This window comes from Streptococcus oralis subsp. oralis (genome assembly GCF_002096495.1).
Taxonomy (GTDB): Bacteria; Bacillota; Bacilli; order Lactobacillales; family Streptococcaceae; genus Streptococcus; species Streptococcus oralis_CU.
The window spans coordinates 689,401-707,594 of record NZ_NCUO01000012.1 but is presented as its reverse complement, the minus strand read 5'-3'; the positions used below and the strand labels follow the sequence as shown (position 1 = coordinate 707,594).

General features: G+C 42.1%; 18 protein-coding genes. All 18 read left to right on the top strand.

Translation table 11 applies throughout. The features are described 5' to 3' along the window. The first annotated feature begins 9 nt into the window (after positions 1-9). The gene (locus B7717_RS08870) at positions 10-816 is read left to right on the top strand and encodes an alpha/beta fold hydrolase (protein ID WP_084944570.1); all 807 of its coding nucleotides are present in this window, start codon (positions 10-12) and stop codon (positions 814-816) included. A 3-nt stretch (positions 817-819) separates the two neighbouring features. Beyond that, positions 820-1,698 carry a tRNA pseudouridine(55) synthase TruB gene (gene truB, locus B7717_RS08865; RefSeq protein WP_084944569.1) on the top strand — a complete coding sequence of 293 codons (879 nt, stop codon included), beginning with the start codon at positions 820-822 and terminating at the stop codon, positions 1,696-1,698. Between the two features lie 111 nt (positions 1,699-1,809). Further along, positions 1,810-2,448 carry a uridine kinase gene (gene udk / locus B7717_RS08860; RefSeq protein ID WP_009730252.1) on the top strand — a complete coding sequence of 213 codons (639 nt, stop codon included), beginning with the start codon at positions 1,810-1,812 and terminating at the stop codon, positions 2,446-2,448. Between the two features lie 128 nt (positions 2,449-2,576). Beyond that, a complete protein-coding gene (gene xseA / locus B7717_RS08855) occupies positions 2,577-3,917 on the top strand; it encodes an exodeoxyribonuclease VII large subunit (RefSeq protein ID WP_084944568.1) in 1,341 nt (446 codons plus the stop codon). Continuing rightward, positions 3,895-4,107, top strand: a complete 213-nt coding sequence (locus tag B7717_RS08850) for an exodeoxyribonuclease VII small subunit (protein ID WP_084944567.1) — start codon at positions 3,895-3,897, stop codon at positions 4,105-4,107. Before xseA ends, B7717_RS08850 begins: the two co-directional genes overlap by 23 nt. Further along, the gene (locus B7717_RS08845) at positions 4,104-4,979 is read left to right on the top strand and encodes a polyprenyl synthetase family protein (RefSeq protein WP_084944566.1); all 876 of its coding nucleotides are present in this window, start codon (positions 4,104-4,106) and stop codon (positions 4,977-4,979) included. Before B7717_RS08850 ends, B7717_RS08845 begins: the two co-directional genes overlap by 4 nt. Next, on the top strand, positions 4,972-5,787 hold the full coding sequence (locus tag B7717_RS08840) for a TlyA family RNA methyltransferase (RefSeq protein WP_084944565.1): 816 nt from the start codon (positions 4,972-4,974) through the stop codon (positions 5,785-5,787). Before B7717_RS08845 ends, B7717_RS08840 begins: the two co-directional genes overlap by 8 nt. Then, entirely contained in the window at positions 5,780-6,211 is a 432-nt protein-coding gene (locus B7717_RS08835) for an arginine repressor (protein WP_070697264.1), read from the top strand. Before B7717_RS08840 ends, B7717_RS08835 begins: the two co-directional genes overlap by 8 nt. 6 nt (positions 6,212-6,217) lie before the next feature. Continuing rightward, positions 6,218-7,885, top strand: coding sequence for a DNA repair protein RecN (gene recN, locus B7717_RS08830; protein ID WP_084881778.1), 1,668 nt, complete (start codon positions 6,218-6,220; stop codon positions 7,883-7,885). Then, positions 7,886-8,614 (top strand): metallophosphoesterase family protein, encoded by a 729-nt coding sequence (locus tag B7717_RS08825; protein WP_000133319.1) that lies wholly within the window; start codon positions 7,886-7,888, stop codon positions 8,612-8,614. Between the two features lie 78 nt (positions 8,615-8,692). Continuing rightward, the gene (gene lepA / locus B7717_RS08820; protein WP_001047194.1) at positions 8,693-10,516 is read left to right on the top strand and encodes a translation elongation factor 4; all 1,824 of its coding nucleotides are present in this window, start codon (positions 8,693-8,695) and stop codon (positions 10,514-10,516) included. Between the two features lie 140 nt (positions 10,517-10,656). Next, on the top strand, positions 10,657-11,280 hold the full coding sequence (locus B7717_RS08815) for a hypothetical protein (RefSeq protein WP_084944564.1): 624 nt from the start codon (positions 10,657-10,659) through the stop codon (positions 11,278-11,280). Between the two features lie 81 nt (positions 11,281-11,361). Further along, on the top strand, positions 11,362-12,210 hold the full coding sequence (dprA, locus tag B7717_RS08810) for a DNA-processing protein DprA (RefSeq protein WP_049478164.1): 849 nt from the start codon (positions 11,362-11,364) through the stop codon (positions 12,208-12,210). Positions 12,211-12,327: 117 nt separating this feature from the next. Continuing rightward, complete coding sequence (topA, locus tag B7717_RS08805; protein ID WP_084944563.1) at positions 12,328-14,415, top strand: type I DNA topoisomerase; 2,088 nt, start codon at positions 12,328-12,330, stop codon at positions 14,413-14,415. A gap of 106 nt (positions 14,416-14,521) precedes the next feature. Beyond that, entirely contained in the window at positions 14,522-14,881 is a 360-nt protein-coding gene (locus B7717_RS08800; protein WP_001220359.1) for a YbaN family protein, read from the top strand. 93 nt (positions 14,882-14,974) lie between these two features. Continuing rightward, complete coding sequence (locus B7717_RS08795; protein WP_000638807.1) at positions 14,975-15,607, top strand: copper homeostasis protein CutC; 633 nt, start codon at positions 14,975-14,977, stop codon at positions 15,605-15,607. Positions 15,608-15,650: 43 nt separating this feature from the next. Next, positions 15,651-16,307: an MmcQ/YjbR family DNA-binding protein gene (locus B7717_RS08790; RefSeq protein ID WP_084944562.1), complete on the top strand. Its 657-nt coding sequence runs from the start codon at positions 15,651-15,653 to the stop codon at positions 16,305-16,307. Between the two features lie 314 nt (positions 16,308-16,621). Next, positions 16,622-18,184, top strand: a complete 1,563-nt coding sequence (locus tag B7717_RS08785; protein ID WP_084944561.1) for a 2-isopropylmalate synthase — start codon at positions 16,622-16,624, stop codon at positions 18,182-18,184. Positions 18,185-18,194: the final 10 nt, after the last annotated feature.

The window sequence follows — 18,194 nt, the reverse complement described above, 5'->3', positions numbered from 1 at the left end:
AAGAAAATAATGTTTTACTCTTCGAAAAATAAGGTCCTTCAACTAGATCAAAAAAACATGGATTATGTGACCTTTGGTAAAGGAAAGAAGTCTCTTGTTATCATACCAGGGTTGGGGGATGGATTACAGACAGTTAAGGGCATGGCTCAAATGCTAGCTTTAACTTACCGAGAATTTGCCAAGGTTTATAAAGTTTATGTTTTTAGTCGCATCAATAAGTTGTCAGAAAATTATACAACACGAAATATGGCTGCTGATGTAGCGGAAGCTATGGATGTATTGAATTTAAAAAGTTCTGTCGTCGTGGGGATTTCCCAAGGTGGTATGATTGCTCAATGGGTAGCTGTAGATTTTCCAGAAAAGGTTGAAAGTTTGATTTTGGCTGTTACTACTGCAAAACTAAGTGAGCTTGGTAGGGAGCGGATTAGACGCTGGCTAAGCCTGAGTCAAATAGGGACTTATAAAGAACTGATGGTTGATATTGCTAGTCACTCTTACACAACTAAATCCTTCGGAAAATTCAAATACCTTTATCGAATAATGGGAATTTTTGGCCGTATTAAAGATAAACAACGCATTGCTATTCAGGCTGTATCTTGTTTGAAACACGATAGCCTAACCATTTTGGAAAAAATAAACTGTTCTACGCTAATCATTGGAGCAGAAAAGGATGATGTTCTAGGCGTAGAAGCTTCACTTGAATTGCATCAGCATATCAAAGATAGCCAGCTCACTATTTTGCCAGAGTGCGGCCATGCACTTTATGAGCAGAATAAGGATTTCCAAAAGAGAGTTTTAGTATTTTTAGAAAGTTAATGAATGAACGGTATTATCAACTTAAAAAAAGAAGCGGGGATGACCTCGCATGACGCGGTTTTTAAACTGCGTAAGATATTAGGGACAAAGAAAATCGGTCATGGTGGGACCTTGGATCCGTATGTAGTGGGTGTTTTGCCTATTGCGGTGGGCAAGGCAACCCGCATAGTCGAGTTTATGCAGGATGAGGGCAAGGTCTATGAGGGGGAAATCACTCTCGGCTATTCAACGACGACCGAGGATGCTAGTGGGGAAGTGGTCGCAGAGACACCTGTTTTGTCGCCCTTGAATGAAATCATTGTCGATAAAGCCATTGCGAGCCTGAATGGGCCTATTACTCAGATTCCGCCTATGTACTCGGCTGTCAAGGTTAATGGTCGCAAACTCTATGAGTATGCGCGTGCTGGTCAGGAAGTGGAGCGTCCAGAACGTCAGGTGACTATTTATCAATTTGAACGGACAAGTCCTATTTCTTATGAGGATCACCTCGCACGATTCACTTTTCGTGTAAAATGTAGTAAAGGAACTTATATCCGTACCTTATCGGTTGATTTAGGTGAGAAGCTGGGTTATGCGGCCCATATGTCCCATTTGACTCGGACTAGTGCAGCAGGTTTACAACTGGAGGATGCTCTTACCTTGGACGAAATTGCTGAAAAAGTGGAGGCTGGTAAACTGGACTTTCTCCATCCTCTAGAGATTGGAATAGGTGACCTTGTCAAAGTTATCCTAACTCCAGAACAGGCTACAGAAGTGCGCTTTGGTCGTTTTATTAAGTTAGACCAAACGGACAAAGAATTGGCTGCCTTTGAAGGTGATAAATTGCTTGCCATTTTAGAAAAAAGGGACAATTTCTACAAACCAAGAAAGGTTTTTGGCTAGTCTAACTGGAGTATGGGGATGGATTTGTTTCACCTAGACTATCCAAATCAGACTATAAATTTTGCAAAAAATGTGATAGAATAGACGACGGATAAAAAAACGGAGGATAGCATGCAAAATAGACCAATCATTATCGGAGTGACAGGTGGTTCTGGTGGTGGTAAAACCAGTGTTTCAAGAGCCATTTTATCTCACTTTCCTGATGAAAAGATTTCCATGATTGAGCATGATTCGTACTACAAGGATCAGTCTCACTTGACCTTTGAAGAGCGTGTCAAAACCAACTACGACCATCCATTTGCCTTTGATACAGACTTGATGATCGAGCAGATTAAGGAATTGTTGGCAGGGCGCCCGGTGGACATCCCGACTTATGACTATACAGAACATACACGGAGTAGCAAGACCTATCGTCAGGAGCCTCAGGATGTCTTTATCGTTGAGGGGATTTTGGTCTTGGAGGACAAGCGTCTGCGAGATTTGATGGATATCAAGATTTTTGTGGATACAGATGATGATGTGCGTATTATTCGACGTATCAAGCGTGATATGGAGGAGCGTGGACGTAGCCTTGACAGTGTCATTGAGCAGTACTTAGGTGTAGTTAAACCTATGTACCACCAGTTTATCGAGCCGACTAAGCGTTATGCCGATATCGTCATTCCTGAAGGAGTCAGCAATACCGTTGCTATCGACCTTTTGACGACCAAGATTGCAAAGATTTTGGAAGAAGCGCGAAACAGTAAATAATCAGATGAGGAGGCCTAGCCTCCTTTTTCTATTTTTCCTTTAGTTTCAGTAGGAAAAAGGTGATTTTTAAGCATGTTTTTGGTATAATAATACCCATGGAAAAGCAAGAAAATGAATAGTAGGTGGAGATGGAAAAGTATTTATCGGTAACAACTTTGACCAAGTATCTGAAAATGAAATTCGATAAAGACCCTTACTTGGAACGGGTCTATTTAACTGGTCAAGTTTCCAACTTTCGTAAACGACCTACTCACCAATATTTCTCCTTGAAAGATGACCATGCAGTTATTCAAGCAACCATCTGGTCAGGGATTTATCAAAAATTAGGTTTCGACCTGGAAGAAGGAATGAAGATCAATGTAATTGGGCGTGTGCAGGTCTATGAACCAAGCGGTAGCTACTCTATCATCATTGAAAAAGCTGAACCTGATGGGGTTGGGGCGCTAGCGATTCAGTTTGAACAACTTAAGAAAAAATTGACGGAAGAAGGTCTATTTCAAGAGAGATTCAAGCAACCTCTTCCCCAGTTTGCTAAGCGAATCGGTGTGGTAACCAGTCGCAGTGGAGCTGTTATTCGAGATATTATCACAACCGTCAGTAGACGTTTTCCTGGTGTCGATATCCTTCTCTATCCAACCAAGGTGCAAGGAGATGGAGCTGCTGAGGAAATAGCTCGGAATATTGCGCGTGCCAATCAACGTGAGGACCTAGATGTCCTCATCATTGGTCGTGGTGGGGGTTCCATCGAGGATCTCTGGGCTTTTAACGAAGAGATCGTGGTACGGGCTATTTTTGAATCTCGTTTGCCAGTTATTTCTAGTGTTGGGCATGAGACGGATGTGACCTTGGCAGACTTTGTGGCCGATCGTCGTGCTGCGACGCCAACAGCTGCGGCTGAATTGGCAACGCCTGTGACCAAGTTGGATCTTTTGACCCATTTGCAAAATCAGGAAAAACGGATGGCAACAGCAGTCCGAAATGTCCTATCTAAGAAACAAGAAGCTTTGAAAAAATGCAGTCAGTCAGTCATCTTTAGACAGCCAGAGCGCTTGTACGATGGATATTTGCAACGGTTGGATCAACTGCAACTGCGATTAAAACAAAGTTTGCGAACACGGATTTCTGATAGCAAACATTTAGTCCAAGCAAGGACACACCAATTGGTGCAATTATCACCTGTTCCCAAAATCCAACGCTATCAGGATCGGCTTGCTCAGTTGGACAAGCTCCTCCGTAGCCAAATAGCTCTGGTTTATGATGCCAAGGTTGCTGAGGTCAAGCGACTCTCGGAAGCTCTTCTGATGCTGGATACGAGCCGAATTGTGGCGCGTGGCTATGCTATTGTCAAAAAAGAAGAGTCCGTTGTGGATTCGGTTGAGAGTTTGAAGAAAAATGACCAAGTGACGCTTTTAATGCGAGATGGTCAAGTAGAATTAGAGGTTAAAGATGTCAAAACAAAAGAAATTTGAGGATAATCTAGCAGAACTTGAGTCCATTGTCCAAAGTTTAGAAAATGGCGAAATCGCTCTAGAAGATGCGATTGCGGCCTTTCAAAAGGGCATGGTTTTGTCAAAAGAGCTCCAAGCGACGCTGGACAAGGCTGAAAAGACCTTGGTCAAGGTCATGCAAGAAGACGGAACAGAAAGTGATTTTGAATGAAGAAGCAAGAAAAATTAGCTCTTGTTGAGTCGGCTTTGGAAAATTTTTATGGAGACCAGCAGTTTGCCTCTAGTTTGCGAGAGTCCGTTCTTTATTCCATTCATGCTGGTGGCAAGAGAATTCGGCCTTTTCTCTTGTTAGAAGTTCTGGAAGCCTTGCAAGTCGCTATTAGACCAGCGCATGCACAGGTAGCTGCGGCCTTGGAAATGATTCATACAGGGAGCTTGATTCACGATGATCTTCCTGCCATGGATGATGATGATTACCGTCGGGGACGCTTGACCAATCACAAGAAATTTGGCGAAGCAATGGCAATATTGGCAGGAGATGCCTTGTTCCTAGATCCCTATGCCTTGATCGCGCAGGCAGATTTGCCAAGTCGGATTAAGGTGAATTTGATTGCCAACTTATCCCTTGCTTCAGGTAGTCTAGGCATGGTGGCAGGTCAGGTTTTAGATATGGAAGGCGAACACCAGCATTTGTCTTTGGAAGAACTCCAGACCATTCATGCCAATAAAACTGGAAAATTACTAGCCTATCCTTTCCAAGCCGCCGCTATCATAGCTGAATTAGAACCAGAAATCCAAGTAAAACTGAAAACTGTGGGTGAATTGATTGGGCTTGCCTTTCAAGTTCGAGATGATGTACTGGATGTGACAGCTAGTTTTGAGGAAATCGGCAAGACACCGCAAAAGGATTTACAGGCAGAAAAGTCGACCTATCCAGCCTTGTTGGGCTTGGAAAAGGCCATTGCCTTTTGTAACCAAACTCTGAATCAAGCCGAGGCTAAATTAGAAGAAATTGCCCAGCAGGTTCCCTTTGAAACAGCACCGATTGTGAAAATAGTAGAAGGTTTGAGAATCAATGGCTAAGGAAAGAGTGGATGTACTAGCTTATAAACAGGGCTTGTTTGAAACGCGAGAACAGGCCAAGCGCGGTGTCATGGCTGGACTAGTCGTAGCAGTCCTTAATGGAGAACGCTTTGATAAACCAGGAGAAAAAATCCCAGATGATACTGAACTAAAACTCAAGGGTGAAAAACTCAAGTATGTCAGTCGAGGTGGTCTAAAACTAGAGAAGGCCTTGGAGGTCTTTGATTTGTCAGTCGAGGGAGCAACCACGATTGATATTGGGGCTTCCACTGGAGGATTTACTGATGTCATGTTGCAAAATGGTGCTGAGTTAGTCTTTGCAGTCGATGTCGGTACCAATCAGTTAGCATGGAAACTGCGCCAAGATTCTCGGGTTGTTAGCATGGAGCAGTTTAATTTCCGCTATGCTGAAAAGACTGATTTTGAGCAGGAACCAAGCTTTGCCAGTATTGATGTGAGTTTCATTTCCCTCAGTCTGATTTTGCCTGCTTTGCATCGTGTCTTGGCTGATCAAGGTCAGGTGGTGGCACTTGTCAAACCCCAGTTTGAAGCAGGTCGTGAGCAGATTGGGAAAAATGGAATCATTCGAGATGCTAAGGTTCATCAAACTGTCCTTGAATCTGTCACTGCTATGGCAGTTGAACAAGGTTTTTCAGTGCTTGGATTAGACTATTCACCAATCCAAGGTGGACATGGAAACATCGAATTTCTGGTATATTTGAAAAAGGAAGAGGGAGCAAGTAACCAAGTTGCCCCTGAAATAGAAAAAGTTGTAGAGAGAGCACATAGAGAATTTAAAGATGAATAAAAAAGAGAGACTTGAAAAAATTAGAAGATTTGTTACGGATTATCAAATCGGGACTCAGGAAGAAATTGTTGAGCATTTGAAGGAAGCAGGTATTTCTGCTACCCAAGCCACTGTCTCAAGGGACATCAAGGAGCTTGGGATTGTTAAAATTCCTTTGAAGAACAACACCTATATCTATGAGTTGCCAAAATCAATCGTCAAAAGCTTGCAGTTAGCTGAGGACAATATTGTGAGTTCTGAGTTAATGGGAAATATGATCAACCTTGCTGTCATTCCTGGAAATACTATTTTTGTGAAGAGTCAGTTGGTCGAAGCATTTCCTGAACAGATTTTTAGCTGTCTAGCTGATGATGATTCTATCTTAATTGTAGCTAGAACAGCAGAGGCAGCTGAAGAAATTGTTGAACAAGTCAAAAAATGGTAGGTCAGTATGTTACTTGAAATTTCGATAAAAAACTTTGCCATTATTGAGGCGATTTCGCTCAATTTTGAAAAGGGTATGACTGTTTTGACCGGGGAAACGGGTGCTGGAAAGTCTATCATTATCGACGCTATGAATCTCATGTTGGGGGCTCGTGCAACGACAGACGTTATTCGCCACAGTGCGCCAAAGGCAGAGATTGAGGGGCTTTTCTCGGTTGAAAACAGTCGCCTTTTACAGGAACTTTTTGATGAGCAAGGTTTAGAATTGGGCGATGAGATCATCATCCGCCGGGAAATTTTGCAAAATGGTCGTAGTGTTAGTCGCGTGAATGGTCAGATGGTCAATCTTTCTGTCTTGCGTGCTATTGGGCAACACCTTGTGGATATCCATGGTCAGCATGACCAAGAGGAGTTAATGCGTCCTCAACTGCACATCCAGATGTTGGATGAGTTTGGTGATGCTGCTTTCTTGGACTTGAAGGAGACCTATCAGACGAGCTTTGATGCCTATCGCAAAATGCGTAAGCAGGTTTTGGAAGTCAAGAAAAACCAACAGGAACACAAGGCTCGTATTGAGATGTTGGAATTTCAAATGGCAGAGATTGAGGCTGCAAACTTGCAGGCTGGTGAAGACTTGGTTCTCAACCAAGAACGAGATAAACTCCTCAATCATAAAAATATTGCGGATACGCTAACCAATGCCTATAGCATGTTAGACAATGAGGAATTCTCCAGTCTTGCTAATGTCCGTTCAGCCATGAATGACATGGAAAGTGTCGAAGAGTATGACCCTGAATACCGTGAAATTTCAAGTTCTCTATCAGAAACCTACTATGTTTTAGAAGATATTACCAAGCGTTTGGAAGATATTATTGATGACTTGGATTTTGATGGCAATCGCCTCATGCAGGTTGAGAATCGCTTAGATCTTCTGAATACTATTACTCGCAAGTATGGTGGAACTGTGGACGACGTTTTGCTTTATTTTGCCAAGATTACGGATGAGTACAATCTCTTGACTGGAAATAACCTTTCTTCCGAAGATATGGAAGCAGAGCTCAAGAAATTGGAAGTTAATCTTGTTGATTTGGCAGGGCAGCTTGCATCAGCTCGCCATGACTTGGCCCAGCAGCTAGAAGCTGAGATAAAACAAGAGTTGCAAGATCTTTATATGGAGAAGGCTCAATTTCAAGTTCGCTTTAGCAAGGGCAAATTTAGTCGTGAGGGGAATGAAACGGTCGAGTTTTACATTTCCACCAACCCAGGTGAAGACTTTAAGCCTTTGGTCAAAGTTGCATCTGGTGGGGAATTATCCCGCCTTATGTTGGCTATCAAGTCAGCCTTTTCTCGTAAGGAAGGCAAGACCAGTATTGTCTTTGATGAGGTGGATACGGGAGTTTCAGGTCGTGTAGCCCAGGCCATTGCTCAAAAAATTCATAAGATTGGCCAGCATGGTCAGGTTCTTGCTATCTCTCACCTTCCACAAGTGATTGCCATCGCGGATTATCAATTCTTTATTGAGAAGATTAGCGATGAGCACTCAACGGTGTCGACAGTTCGTCTCTTGACTTTAGAAGAACGAGTAGAGGAAGTTGCTAAAATGTTGGCTGGGCAAAATGTAACAGAGGCGGCCCTTACCCAAGCTAGAGAATTATTGCAAACGAGGGAGAAATAAATGACAGACTATTATGTAATTGGAGATGTTCACGGAAAAGCAGGTATGCTGGAAGACCTTCTCAAAACATGGGATGGTCACACCCAGTTGCTCTTTCTAGGGGATTTGATTGACCGTGGTGAAGACAGTCGCCGTGTTCTAGAAATGGTCAAAGACTTGGTCGACAATCAAGGAGCTATCTGTCTATCAGGAAACCACGAGTATATGTTTCTGACTTGGCTCGATGACCCAGAAGAAAGCTATGACCATTATCGTCGCAATGGTGGAGATACAACTATTAACTCTATTTTAGGTCGTCCCTTGGATGCACCAGTTGATGGCGTAGAAGATGCCAAGCGTGTTGCGACTGAAGCGGCAGACTTGGTCGAATTTATTCGTCAAATGCCATTTGTGGTGGAGACAGACAAGTATATCTTTGTTCATGCGGGTATTGACTTGACCTTGGATGATTGGCATGAAACCACAGATTATAAGAAAGTCTGGCTCAGAAAGCCATTCCACGAAGCTGAAAATCATACTGGAAAAACGATTGTCTTTGGGCATACACCGGTTTATGGTTTGCTCAAGCAAGACCGAGGTACAGCTGAGCTTTGGATAACAGAGGATGGCAAGATTGGTATGGATGGAGGAGCTGTCTATGGTGGTGTCCTTCATGGAATCATCTTTACAGACCAAGGAATGACCGAACACCACTTTATCGAAAATGATGGCTTTATTGCCGAAGATTAGTACTCCTAGCAGGGTATGGTCTTGTCAAAATGTTAAAAACAATTTATAATTAATAGATACCCTGAAAGGAAGAGCATCATGAACTTAGAAGAATTAAAAAAACGACAGGAGAAGATTCGAAACTTCTCTATTATCGCCCATATTGACCATGGGAAATCAACGCTAGCAGACCGCATTTTGGAAAAGACGGAGACGGTTTCTAGTCGTGAAATGCAAGCCCAACTTCTGGATAGTATGGATCTTGAGCGTGAACGTGGGATTACCATTAAACTCAATGCCATTGAGCTTAATTACACTGCGAAAGATGGTGAGACCTATATTTTCCACTTGATTGACACACCTGGGCACGTGGACTTTACCTATGAAGTGTCGCGTTCACTAGCAGCCTGTGAAGGAGCAATTTTGGTGGTTGATGCGGCCCAAGGGATTGAAGCACAAACACTTGCCAACGTTTATCTAGCATTGGATAATGATTTGGAAATCTTGCCCGTCATTAACAAGATTGATCTACCAGCAGCTGATCCAGAGCGTGTGCGTACAGAGATTGAGGATGTCATTGGACTAGATGCCAGCGAAGCGGTCCTGGCTTCAGCCAAAGCTGGTATTGGTATTGAAGAGATTCTTGAGCAGATCGTTGAAAAAGTGCCAGCTCCAACTGGTGATGTTTCAGCTCCATTAAAAGCCTTAATTTTTGACTCAGTTTATGATGCTTATCGTGGGGTTATCCTGCAAGTGCGTGTTATGGACGGAGTGGTTAAACCTGGCGATAAGATTCAGCTCATGAGCAATGGCAAGATCTTTGATGTGACGGAGGTCGGTATTTTCACGCCGAAAGCAGTTGGTCGTGATTTTCTTGCGACTGGTGACGTTGGTTATATTGCGGCTTCTATCAAGACGGTTCAAGATACGCGCGTGGGTGATACAGTTACTCTAGCAAGCAATCCAGCGGCAGAACCGCTAGATGGATACAAGCAGATGAATCCTATGGTCTTTGCGGGTCTTTATCCAATCGAATCAAACAAGTACAATGACCTTCGTGAAGCCCTTGAAAAATTGCAGCTCAACGATGCCAGCCTGCAGTTTGAACCAGAAACATCTCAGGCCCTTGGATTTGGTTTCCGTTGTGGATTCCTTGGACTTCTCCATATGGATGTTATCCAAGAGCGTTTAGAGCGCGAGTTCAATATTGACCTCATCATGACAGCTCCGTCTGTTATCTATAAGGTTAACCAAACTGACGGTGAGTCTATGGATGTGTCTAACCCCTCTGAATTTCCAGATCCGACTAAGATCGCGACCATTGAAGAACCTTATGTCAAGGCGCAAATCATGGTACCGCAGGAGTTTGTCGGAGCAGTTATGGAATTAGCTCAACGCAAACGTGGGGACTTTGTGACCATGGACTATATTGATGACAATCGTGTCAATGTTATCTATCAAATTCCACTTGCTGAAATCGTCTTTGACTTTTTTGATAAGCTCAAGTCTTCGACACGTGGTTATGCAAGCTTTGACTATGAATTGTCAGAGTACCGTCCATCTAAGCTGGTTAAAATGGACATCCTTCTCAATGGTGATAAGGTGGATGCCCTCAGCTTTATCGTTCACAAGGATTTTGCCTACGAACGTGGGAAACTCATCGTGGATAAGCTCAAGAAAATCATCCCTCGTCAACAGTTTGAGGTACCGATTCAAGCAGCTATTGGGCACAAGATCGTGGCTCGAACGGATATCAAGGCCCTTCGTAAGAACGTACTTGCTAAGTGTTACGGTGGTGACGTTTCTCGTAAACGCAAACTCCTTGAAAAACAAAAAGCTGGTAAGAAACGCATGAAAGCTATCGGATCAGTAGAAGTCCCACAAGAAGCCTTCCTTAGCGTCTTGAGCATGGATGAAGAATAGAAATAAAAAAACTCTTGAAGATTTTTCAAGAGTTTTTGCTTTAAATGAGAGTGATAAAATCGGAAGCTAACAGAATAGATTAGGTTAGAATTTGACAGAAGTCCTTATTTTTCTTATAATGCAGATGGAAAGGTGGTAAGATGAAAAAATTATTAATTTTAGGTACTGTAGTTACTGTTAGTGTTTTTCTAGCTTCATGCTCCAATAAATCGCAAACAGCAACCGAAGAAAGTTCGACTGCGGTTGTTAGTTCTTCAAGCGGTCAGGAAACGAGTAGCACTAGTTCTGCTGTTTCTGAAGCGAAAAAGGAAGAGACGCAAATCATCGGTTCGAATGAATATGGATTTGTCAAGGTACCCAAATCATGGGTTCGATTCCATGAAGTAGAAGGTGGAAATGATATACAGTATAGTGATGGAACAGATATCAACATTGTTACGCTGAATACCTTCAAGGCTGATCAGTTCAATATCAGCGAAGAAGAATATGCTAAACTGGATGTTGTGACAGTCTCATCTAGTATTTTAACTTCCAAAGAACAAAGCTCTGATTTTAGTAAGGTCTGGGGCTCCAAATCGACCATTGGAGGTTATGAAGCCTATGTTGTCAATGCAATTGCTAAGTCAGGAAAATACCTCGTTACCTGGGTCTTCCGATCAAATGATGGTAAAATCCGCTATGTTTCACTTGAAGGGGATGGGGAAGCTTTAAAAACAATCTTACCGATGGTTGAAAGTAGCTGGTCAACTACTAAATCTGAATAAATGAAAAAAAGAAGATCCTTGGTCTTCTTTTTATTTTTTTTACGAATAGATAGATGAGTAGAAAAAGAAATGGAGTTGTATATGAAGATCACAAACTATGAGATTTACAAATTGAGAAAAGCTGGGCTGAGCAATCAACAAATTTTAACAGTTCTTGAATACGATGAGACTGTAGATCAGGAGCTCTTGCTAGGTGATATTGCGGAACTATCGGGGTGTCGTAATCCTGCTGTCTTTATGGAACGCTATTTCCAGATAGATGATGCACAGTTGGAGAAGGAGTTTCAGAAATTTCCATCCTTTTCTATTCTTGATGACTGTTATCCTTGGGATCTGAGTGAGATTTATGATGCTCCAGTGCTCTTGTTTTATAAAGGAAATCTGGACTTGTTAAAGTTTCCAAAGGTTGCTGTTGTAGGGAGTCGTTCATGTTCTAGTCAGGGAGCAAAATCGGTTCAGAAAGTCATTCAAGGTTTGGAAAACGAGTTAATCGTGGTCAGTGGTTTAGCCAAAGGGATTGATACGGCTGCCCATATGGCTGCACTCCAGAATGGAGGAAGAACGATTGCTGTCATTGGAACAGGATTGGATGTTTTTTATCCCCGAGCCAATAAACGTCTGCAGGAACACATTGGTAATCACCATTTGGTACTTAGCGAGTACGGACCTGGTGAGGAACCCTTGAAATTTCACTTTCCAGCTCGTAATCGTATCATTGCTGGCCTTTGCCGTGGTGTGATTGTAGCAGAGGCAAGGATGCGTTCTGGTAGTCTCATCACCTGTGAGCGTGCCATGGAGGAAGGGCGTGATGTCTTTGCCATTCCAGGAAACATTTTAGATGGGCATTCAGATGGCTGTCACCACCTGATTCAAGAGGGAGCAAAGCTGATTTCAAGTGGTCAAGATGTGCTGGCTGAGTTTGAATTTTAAGGAGAAATTTGTTCACTCAGATAAACTTTTCTTCTATATATAGGACTTAGGTCTTGACAGCTATAGAAAAATGGTTTACACTTTATAAAGTTTATTACTTTGAAAAGGTGTGATAGTGTGGCTACGGCAACAAAGAAGAAAAAATCAACAGTTAAGAAAAATCTAGTCATCGTGGAGTCGCCTGCTAAAGCGAAAACGATTGAGAAATACCTAGGCAGAAATTACAAGGTTTTAGCCAGTGTCGGGCATATCCGTGATTTGAAGAAATCCAGTATGTCAGTCGACATTGAAAATAACTATGAACCACAGTATATCAATATCCGAGGAAAAGGTCCTCTCATCAATGACTTAAAAAAAGAAGCTAAAAAGGCCAATAAAGTCTTTCTGGCGAGTGACCCGGACCGTGAAGGAGAAGCAATTTCCTGGCATTTAGCTCACATTCTCAACTTGGATGAGAATGATGCCAACCGTGTAGTCTTTAATGAAATCACCAAGGACGCAGTAAAAAATGCCTTTAAAGAACCTCGCAAGATTGACATGGACTTGGTCGATGCCCAACAAGCTCGTCGTGTCTTAGACCGCTTGGTAGGGTATTCGATTTCGCCTATTTTGTGGAAAAAGGTCAAGAAGGGCTTATCAGCAGGACGCGTGCAGTCTGTTGCCCTTAAGCTCATCATTGACCGTGAAAATGAAATCAATGCCTTCCAACCAGAAGAATACTGGACAATTGATGGTGTCTTTAAGAAGGGAACCAAGCAATTTCAGGCTTCTTTCTATGGTATGAATGGCAAAAAGATGAAATTGACCACCAATGAAGAGGTCAAAGAAGTCTTGTCCCATTTGACTAGTAAAGATTTCACAGTAGACCAGGTAGATAAGAAAGAACGCAAACGCAATGCGCCCCTACCTTATACGACTTCAACCATGCAGATGGATGCGGCTAACAAAATCAATTTCCGTACTCGAAAGACCATGATGGTGGCTCAACAGCTCTATGAAGGGATCAATATCGGATCGGGCGTGCAAGGTTTGATTACCTATATGCGTACAGACTCGACTCGTATCAGTCCTGTGGCTCAGAATGAAGCGGCAAGCTATATTAACGAGCGTTTTGGTAGCAAGTATTCCAAGCATGGTAGCAAGGTCAAGAATGCCTCAGGTGCTCAGGATGCCCACGAAGCCATTCGTCCATCTAGTGTCTTTAACACACCAGAAAGCATCGCTAAGTACTTGGACAAAGACCAGCTCAAACTTTATACCCTTATCTGGAACCGTTTTGTGGCTAGCCAGATGACAGGCGCTATCTTTGATACCATGGCTGTTAAGCTTTCTCAAAATGGGGTTCAGTTTGCAGCGAATGGAAGCCAAGTTAGGTTTGATGGTTATCTTGCTATCTACAATGACTCTGACAAGAACAAAATGTTGCCAGATATGGCTGTTGGAGATGTGGTCAAGCAGGTCAATAGCAAGCCAGAACAACATTTCACTCAACCGCCAGCTCGCTATTCGGAAGCGACTCTTATCAAGACCTTGGAGGAAAATGGGGTTGGACGTCCGTCAACCTACGCTCCGACCATTGAAACCATCCAAAAACGTTACTACGTTCGTCTGGCAGCAAAACGTTTTGAACCAACAGAGTTGGGAGAAATTGTTAATAAACTCATTGTTGAATATTTCCCAGATATCGTAAATGTGACCTTCACAGCTGAGATGGAAGGAAAATTGGATGATGTCGAAGTTGGAAAAGAGCAGTGGCAACGTGTCATTGATGAATTTTATAAACCATTCTCTAAAGAGGTAGCCAAGGCTGAATCCGAAATGGAAAAAATCCAGATCAAGGATGAGCCAGCTGGATTTGACTGTGAAGTTTGTGGCAGTCCGATGGTGATTAAGCTCGGTCGTTTTGGTAAATTCTATGCTTGTAGTAATTTCCCAGACTGCCGTCACACACAAGCAATTGTCAAAGAGATTGGAGTCGAGTGTCCAAGCTGCCATCAAGGTCAAATCATCGAACGCAAAACCAAGCGCAATCGTATCTTCTATGGTTGCAATCGCTACCCAGAATGTGAATTTACTTCCTGGGATAAACCAATTGGACGTGATTGTCCAAAATGTAGTCACTTCCTTATGGAGAAGAAAGTCCGTGGTGGTGGCAAACAGATTGTGTGTAGTAATGGCGACTACGAAGAAGAGAAAATTAAATAACACGAAGAGTCCTGAAAATAAATTTCAGGCTCTTTTTACTTGAAGCTTGACAAATTTCCTCACTTTGTGGGAAACTAGTAGAAGATTATTTCAATTAGGAGAAGACATGCGTATTATTTACCTAAGTATTGGTTTTATTTCTTTAGCCTTGGCTCTTGTTGGGGTTGTCTTGCCCCTCTTGCCAACGACGCCCTTCCTTTTGCTATCAATTGCTTGCTTTTCCAAGTCTTCAAAGAGATTTGAAGATTGGCTTTATCACACCAAGCTCTATCAGACTTATGTAGCTGACTTTCGGGAAACCAAGTCAATAGCGCGAGAACGAAAGAAAAAAATCATCGTATCTATCTATATCTTGATGGGAATTTCTATTTATTTTGCTCCTCTTTTGCCAGTCAAAATCGGTCTGGGAGCCTTGACTATCTTTATCACCTATTATCTCTTTAAAGTCATTCCTGACAAAGAATAGATAAAAATAGTAGTTATTTGCCTTGATAAAAATGAAAGCATATTTAAAATAATATGATATAATAAATTTAAAGAAAACATCAAGGAGAATCAAATGATTTACGAATTTTGTGCTGAAAATGTGACCTTGCTAGAAAAAGCCATGCAGGCTGGAGCTCGTCGAATCGAACTTTGTGACAATCTAGCAGTGGGAGGAACAACACCTAGCTATGGAGTGACCAAGGCAGCGGTTGAACTGGCAGCTAACTACGACACCACCATCATGACTATGATTCGTCCCCGTGGTGGCGACTTTGTCTATACTGATCTTGAAATAGCGATCATGCTAGAAGACATTCGTTTGACTACTCAGGCTGGAAGTCAAGGGGTTGTATTTGGGGCATTAACTGCTGATAAGAAGTTGGATAAGCCTAATCTTGAGAAGCTGATTACCGCATCTAAAGGAATGGAAATTGTCTTTCACATGGCCTTTGATGAATTAAGTGATGAAGACCAGTTGGAAGCCATTGACTGGCTCAGCCAAGCCGGAGTCACTCGTATCTTAACTCGTGCTGGAGTTTCTGAGGACTCGCTAGACAAACGTTTTGCTCACTATCACAGAATTTTGGAACATGCAAAAGGTAAAATTGAAATCTTACCAGGTGGAGGAATTGACTTGGACAACCGTCAAACCTTTATCGACCAACTTGGTGTGACTCAATTGCACGGTACCAAGGTTGTCTTTTAAAAAATAGAAAGGAACTGCTAGCTTTGGGTAGCAGTTTTCACTTATGTTTGAAATTTTTAAATCCTATCAGTTTAATCAAGAAAAAGTTCGTGCCTTCGGTTTTATAGAAAATGAGGGAGTCTGGTCCTACAGTTTCCAGATTTTGGATGGAGACTTTGTCATGATTGTGTCCATCACTACAGATAATGTGAGTTTTCAAGTTTTTGATCAGGAGACTGGTGACCTCTATCCTCAAGTACATATGGAAAGCATGCGTGGGAGTTTTGTTGCAAGTGTCCGTGAGGCTTGTTTGGAGATTCTCTATCAGATTCGGAAGGCTTGTTTTGATGTGCAGGATTTTATCTGTCCTCAGACTAAGCGCATCATGGCTCAAGTTCAGGAAAAGTATGGTAATCAGTTGGAGTATCTGTGGGAAAAATCGCCTGATACAGCTGTATTGCGCCATGAAGGCAATCAAAAGTGGTATGCTGTTTTAATGAGAATTCCTTGGGATAGGCTAGATAAGGGGAGAGAAGGGCTAGTCGAAGCAGTTAATATCAAACACGACCAAGTAGCTGACTTGCTTTCACAAAAGGGTATTTATCCAGCTTTTCATATGAATAAACGCTACTGGCTTAGTCTGGCGCTTGATGATAGTTTGCAAGATGAAGAAGTGATAGAACTCATCGAAAGAAGTTGGAACTTGACTGTGAAAAATTAAAGAAAGTTACTTGATTTTTCAAATACTTTCAATTAGCAAAATATTCTTTATTGAAGAAATTTTCAGAAAATAATGGATTTTTTCTTGACAAGTGTTTTTAGCTATGCTAAAATACTAAACAAGATATCAAACGAAGGAGAAAGTCAAACATGAAAACAGCTAAGTTTAATCAATTTGCTTTGTTGTTGAGGTACTCGGGCTAGTGCAAAAGCATTAGTCCTGTTTGGCTTACCAAGCGGGAGTAAATCAACATCTCGCTTGGGCTTCTAAGCGAGATGTTTTTTTAAAACCACATTTGGAAAAGGGGAAATCTTATGCGTAAAGTTGAATTTTTTGATACAAGCCTTCGTGATGGGGAACAAACACCTGGTGTTAACTTTTCAATAAAGGAAAAAGTTTCCATTGCAAGACAGCTAGAGAAATGGGGAATTTCTGTAATTGAAGCTGGTTTTCCGGCTGCTAGTCCAGATTCATTTATAGCCGTTCAAGAAATTGCTAGAGCCATGAAAAAAACAGCAGTGACAGGATTAGCTCGTTCTGTAAAATCTGATATTGATGCTTGTTATGAGGCGCTTAAGGATGCCAAGTATCCACAAATTCATGTCTTTATCGCTACCAGTCCGATTCACCGCAAGTATAAGCTCAATAAAAGCAAGGAAGAGATTTTAGAAGCTATCAAGGAACATGTTTCTTATGCTCGTTCTAAGTTTGAAATCGTCGAATTCTCTCCTGAAGATGCGACTAGAACAGAGTTGGATTTCCTCTTGCAAGTCGTTCAAACAGCGGTCGATGCAGGTGCATCTTATATCAATATCCCTGACACAGTTGGCTTTACGACTCCAGAAGAGTTTGCACGTATCTTTGATCACTTGACTGAAAATATTAAATCAGATCATAAAGTTGTCTTTGGTGTCCACTGTCACGATGATCTCGGTATGGCAACTGCAAATACTTTGATAGCAATTAAACACGGTGCTGGACGTGTCCAGGGAACTATTAATGGTATCGGTGAACGCGCAGGTAATGTTGCTCTTGAAGAAGTAGCTGTTGCTTTGAAGATTCGTGAGGATTTCTTCCAAGCAACTAGTGATATTGTTTTGGATGAAACAATGAATACGTCTGAAATGGTTTCTCGCTTCTCTGGTATTCCAGTTCCTAAAAACAAGGCTGTGGTTGGTGGTAATGCCTTCTCCCACGAGTCTGGTATTCACCAAGATGGAGTCCTTAAAAATCCTCTCACTTATGAGATTATCACACCTGAATTGGTCGGGGTTAAGAGTAATAGTCTTCCGCTTGGTAAATTGTCTGGTCGCCATGCCTTTGTTGAAAAACTAAGAGAACTGGCCCTAGATTATACAGAAGAGGATATCAAACCACTCTTTGCTAAGTTCAAGGCGTTGGCAGATAAGAAACAAGAAATCACAGATGCAGATATTCGAGCTCTGGTCGCTGGTACCATGGTTGAAAACCCAGAAGGCTTCCACTTTGATGATTTACAACTTCAAACTCATGCAGATAATGACATTGAAGCTCTCGTTAGCCTAGCAAATATGGATGGTGAGAAAGTCGAATTCAATGCGACAGGGCAAGGTTCCGTTGAAGCTATCTTTAACGCTATTGATAAGTTCTTCAACCAATCTGTTCGTTTGGTATCCTACACTATTGATGCGGTGACGGATGGGATCGATGCCCAGGCTCGGGTTTTGGTCACTGTTGAAAACAGAGATACCGAAACCATCTTTAACGCAGCAGGTCTTGATTTCGATGTATTGAAGGCTTCGGCTATTGCTTATATCAATGCCAATACTTTTGTTCAAAAAGAGAATGCAGGTGAGATGGGGCATAGCGTTTCCTACCGAGACATGCCTAGTGTGTAAAGGAGAAGGC

What these genes read in the sequence shown, in the direction of transcription:
- B7717_RS08870 (WP_084944570.1), top strand. Translation starts at nt 10, where the DNA reads ATGTTTTACTCTTCGAAAAATAAGGTCCTTCAACTAGATCAAAAAAAC.
- truB (WP_084944569.1), top strand. Translation starts at nt 820, where the DNA reads ATGAACGGTATTATCAACTTAAAAAAAGAAGCGGGGATGACCTCGCAT.
- udk (WP_009730252.1), top strand. Translation starts at nt 1,810, where the DNA reads ATGCAAAATAGACCAATCATTATCGGAGTGACAGGTGGTTCTGGTGGT.
- xseA (WP_084944568.1), top strand. Translation starts at nt 2,577, where the DNA reads ATGGAAAAGTATTTATCGGTAACAACTTTGACCAAGTATCTGAAAATG.
- B7717_RS08850 (WP_084944567.1), top strand. Translation starts at nt 3,895, where the DNA reads ATGTCAAAACAAAAGAAATTTGAGGATAATCTAGCAGAACTTGAGTCC.
- B7717_RS08845 (WP_084944566.1), top strand. Translation starts at nt 4,104, where the DNA reads ATGAAGAAGCAAGAAAAATTAGCTCTTGTTGAGTCGGCTTTGGAAAAT.
- B7717_RS08840 (WP_084944565.1), top strand. Translation starts at nt 4,972, where the DNA reads ATGGCTAAGGAAAGAGTGGATGTACTAGCTTATAAACAGGGCTTGTTT.
- B7717_RS08835 (WP_070697264.1), top strand. Translation starts at nt 5,780, where the DNA reads ATGAATAAAAAAGAGAGACTTGAAAAAATTAGAAGATTTGTTACGGAT.
- recN (WP_084881778.1), top strand. Translation starts at nt 6,218, where the DNA reads ATGTTACTTGAAATTTCGATAAAAAACTTTGCCATTATTGAGGCGATT.
- B7717_RS08825 (WP_000133319.1), top strand. Translation starts at nt 7,886, where the DNA reads ATGACAGACTATTATGTAATTGGAGATGTTCACGGAAAAGCAGGTATG.
- lepA (WP_001047194.1), top strand. Translation starts at nt 8,693, where the DNA reads ATGAACTTAGAAGAATTAAAAAAACGACAGGAGAAGATTCGAAACTTC.
- B7717_RS08815 (WP_084944564.1), top strand. Translation starts at nt 10,657, where the DNA reads ATGAAAAAATTATTAATTTTAGGTACTGTAGTTACTGTTAGTGTTTTT.
- dprA (WP_049478164.1), top strand. Translation starts at nt 11,362, where the DNA reads ATGAAGATCACAAACTATGAGATTTACAAATTGAGAAAAGCTGGGCTG.
- B7717_RS08800 (WP_001220359.1), top strand. Translation starts at nt 14,522, where the DNA reads ATGCGTATTATTTACCTAAGTATTGGTTTTATTTCTTTAGCCTTGGCT.
- B7717_RS08795 (WP_000638807.1), top strand. Translation starts at nt 14,975, where the DNA reads ATGATTTACGAATTTTGTGCTGAAAATGTGACCTTGCTAGAAAAAGCC.
- B7717_RS08790 (WP_084944562.1), top strand. Translation starts at nt 15,651, where the DNA reads ATGTTTGAAATTTTTAAATCCTATCAGTTTAATCAAGAAAAAGTTCGT.
- B7717_RS08785 (WP_084944561.1), top strand. Translation starts at nt 16,622, where the DNA reads ATGCGTAAAGTTGAATTTTTTGATACAAGCCTTCGTGATGGGGAACAA.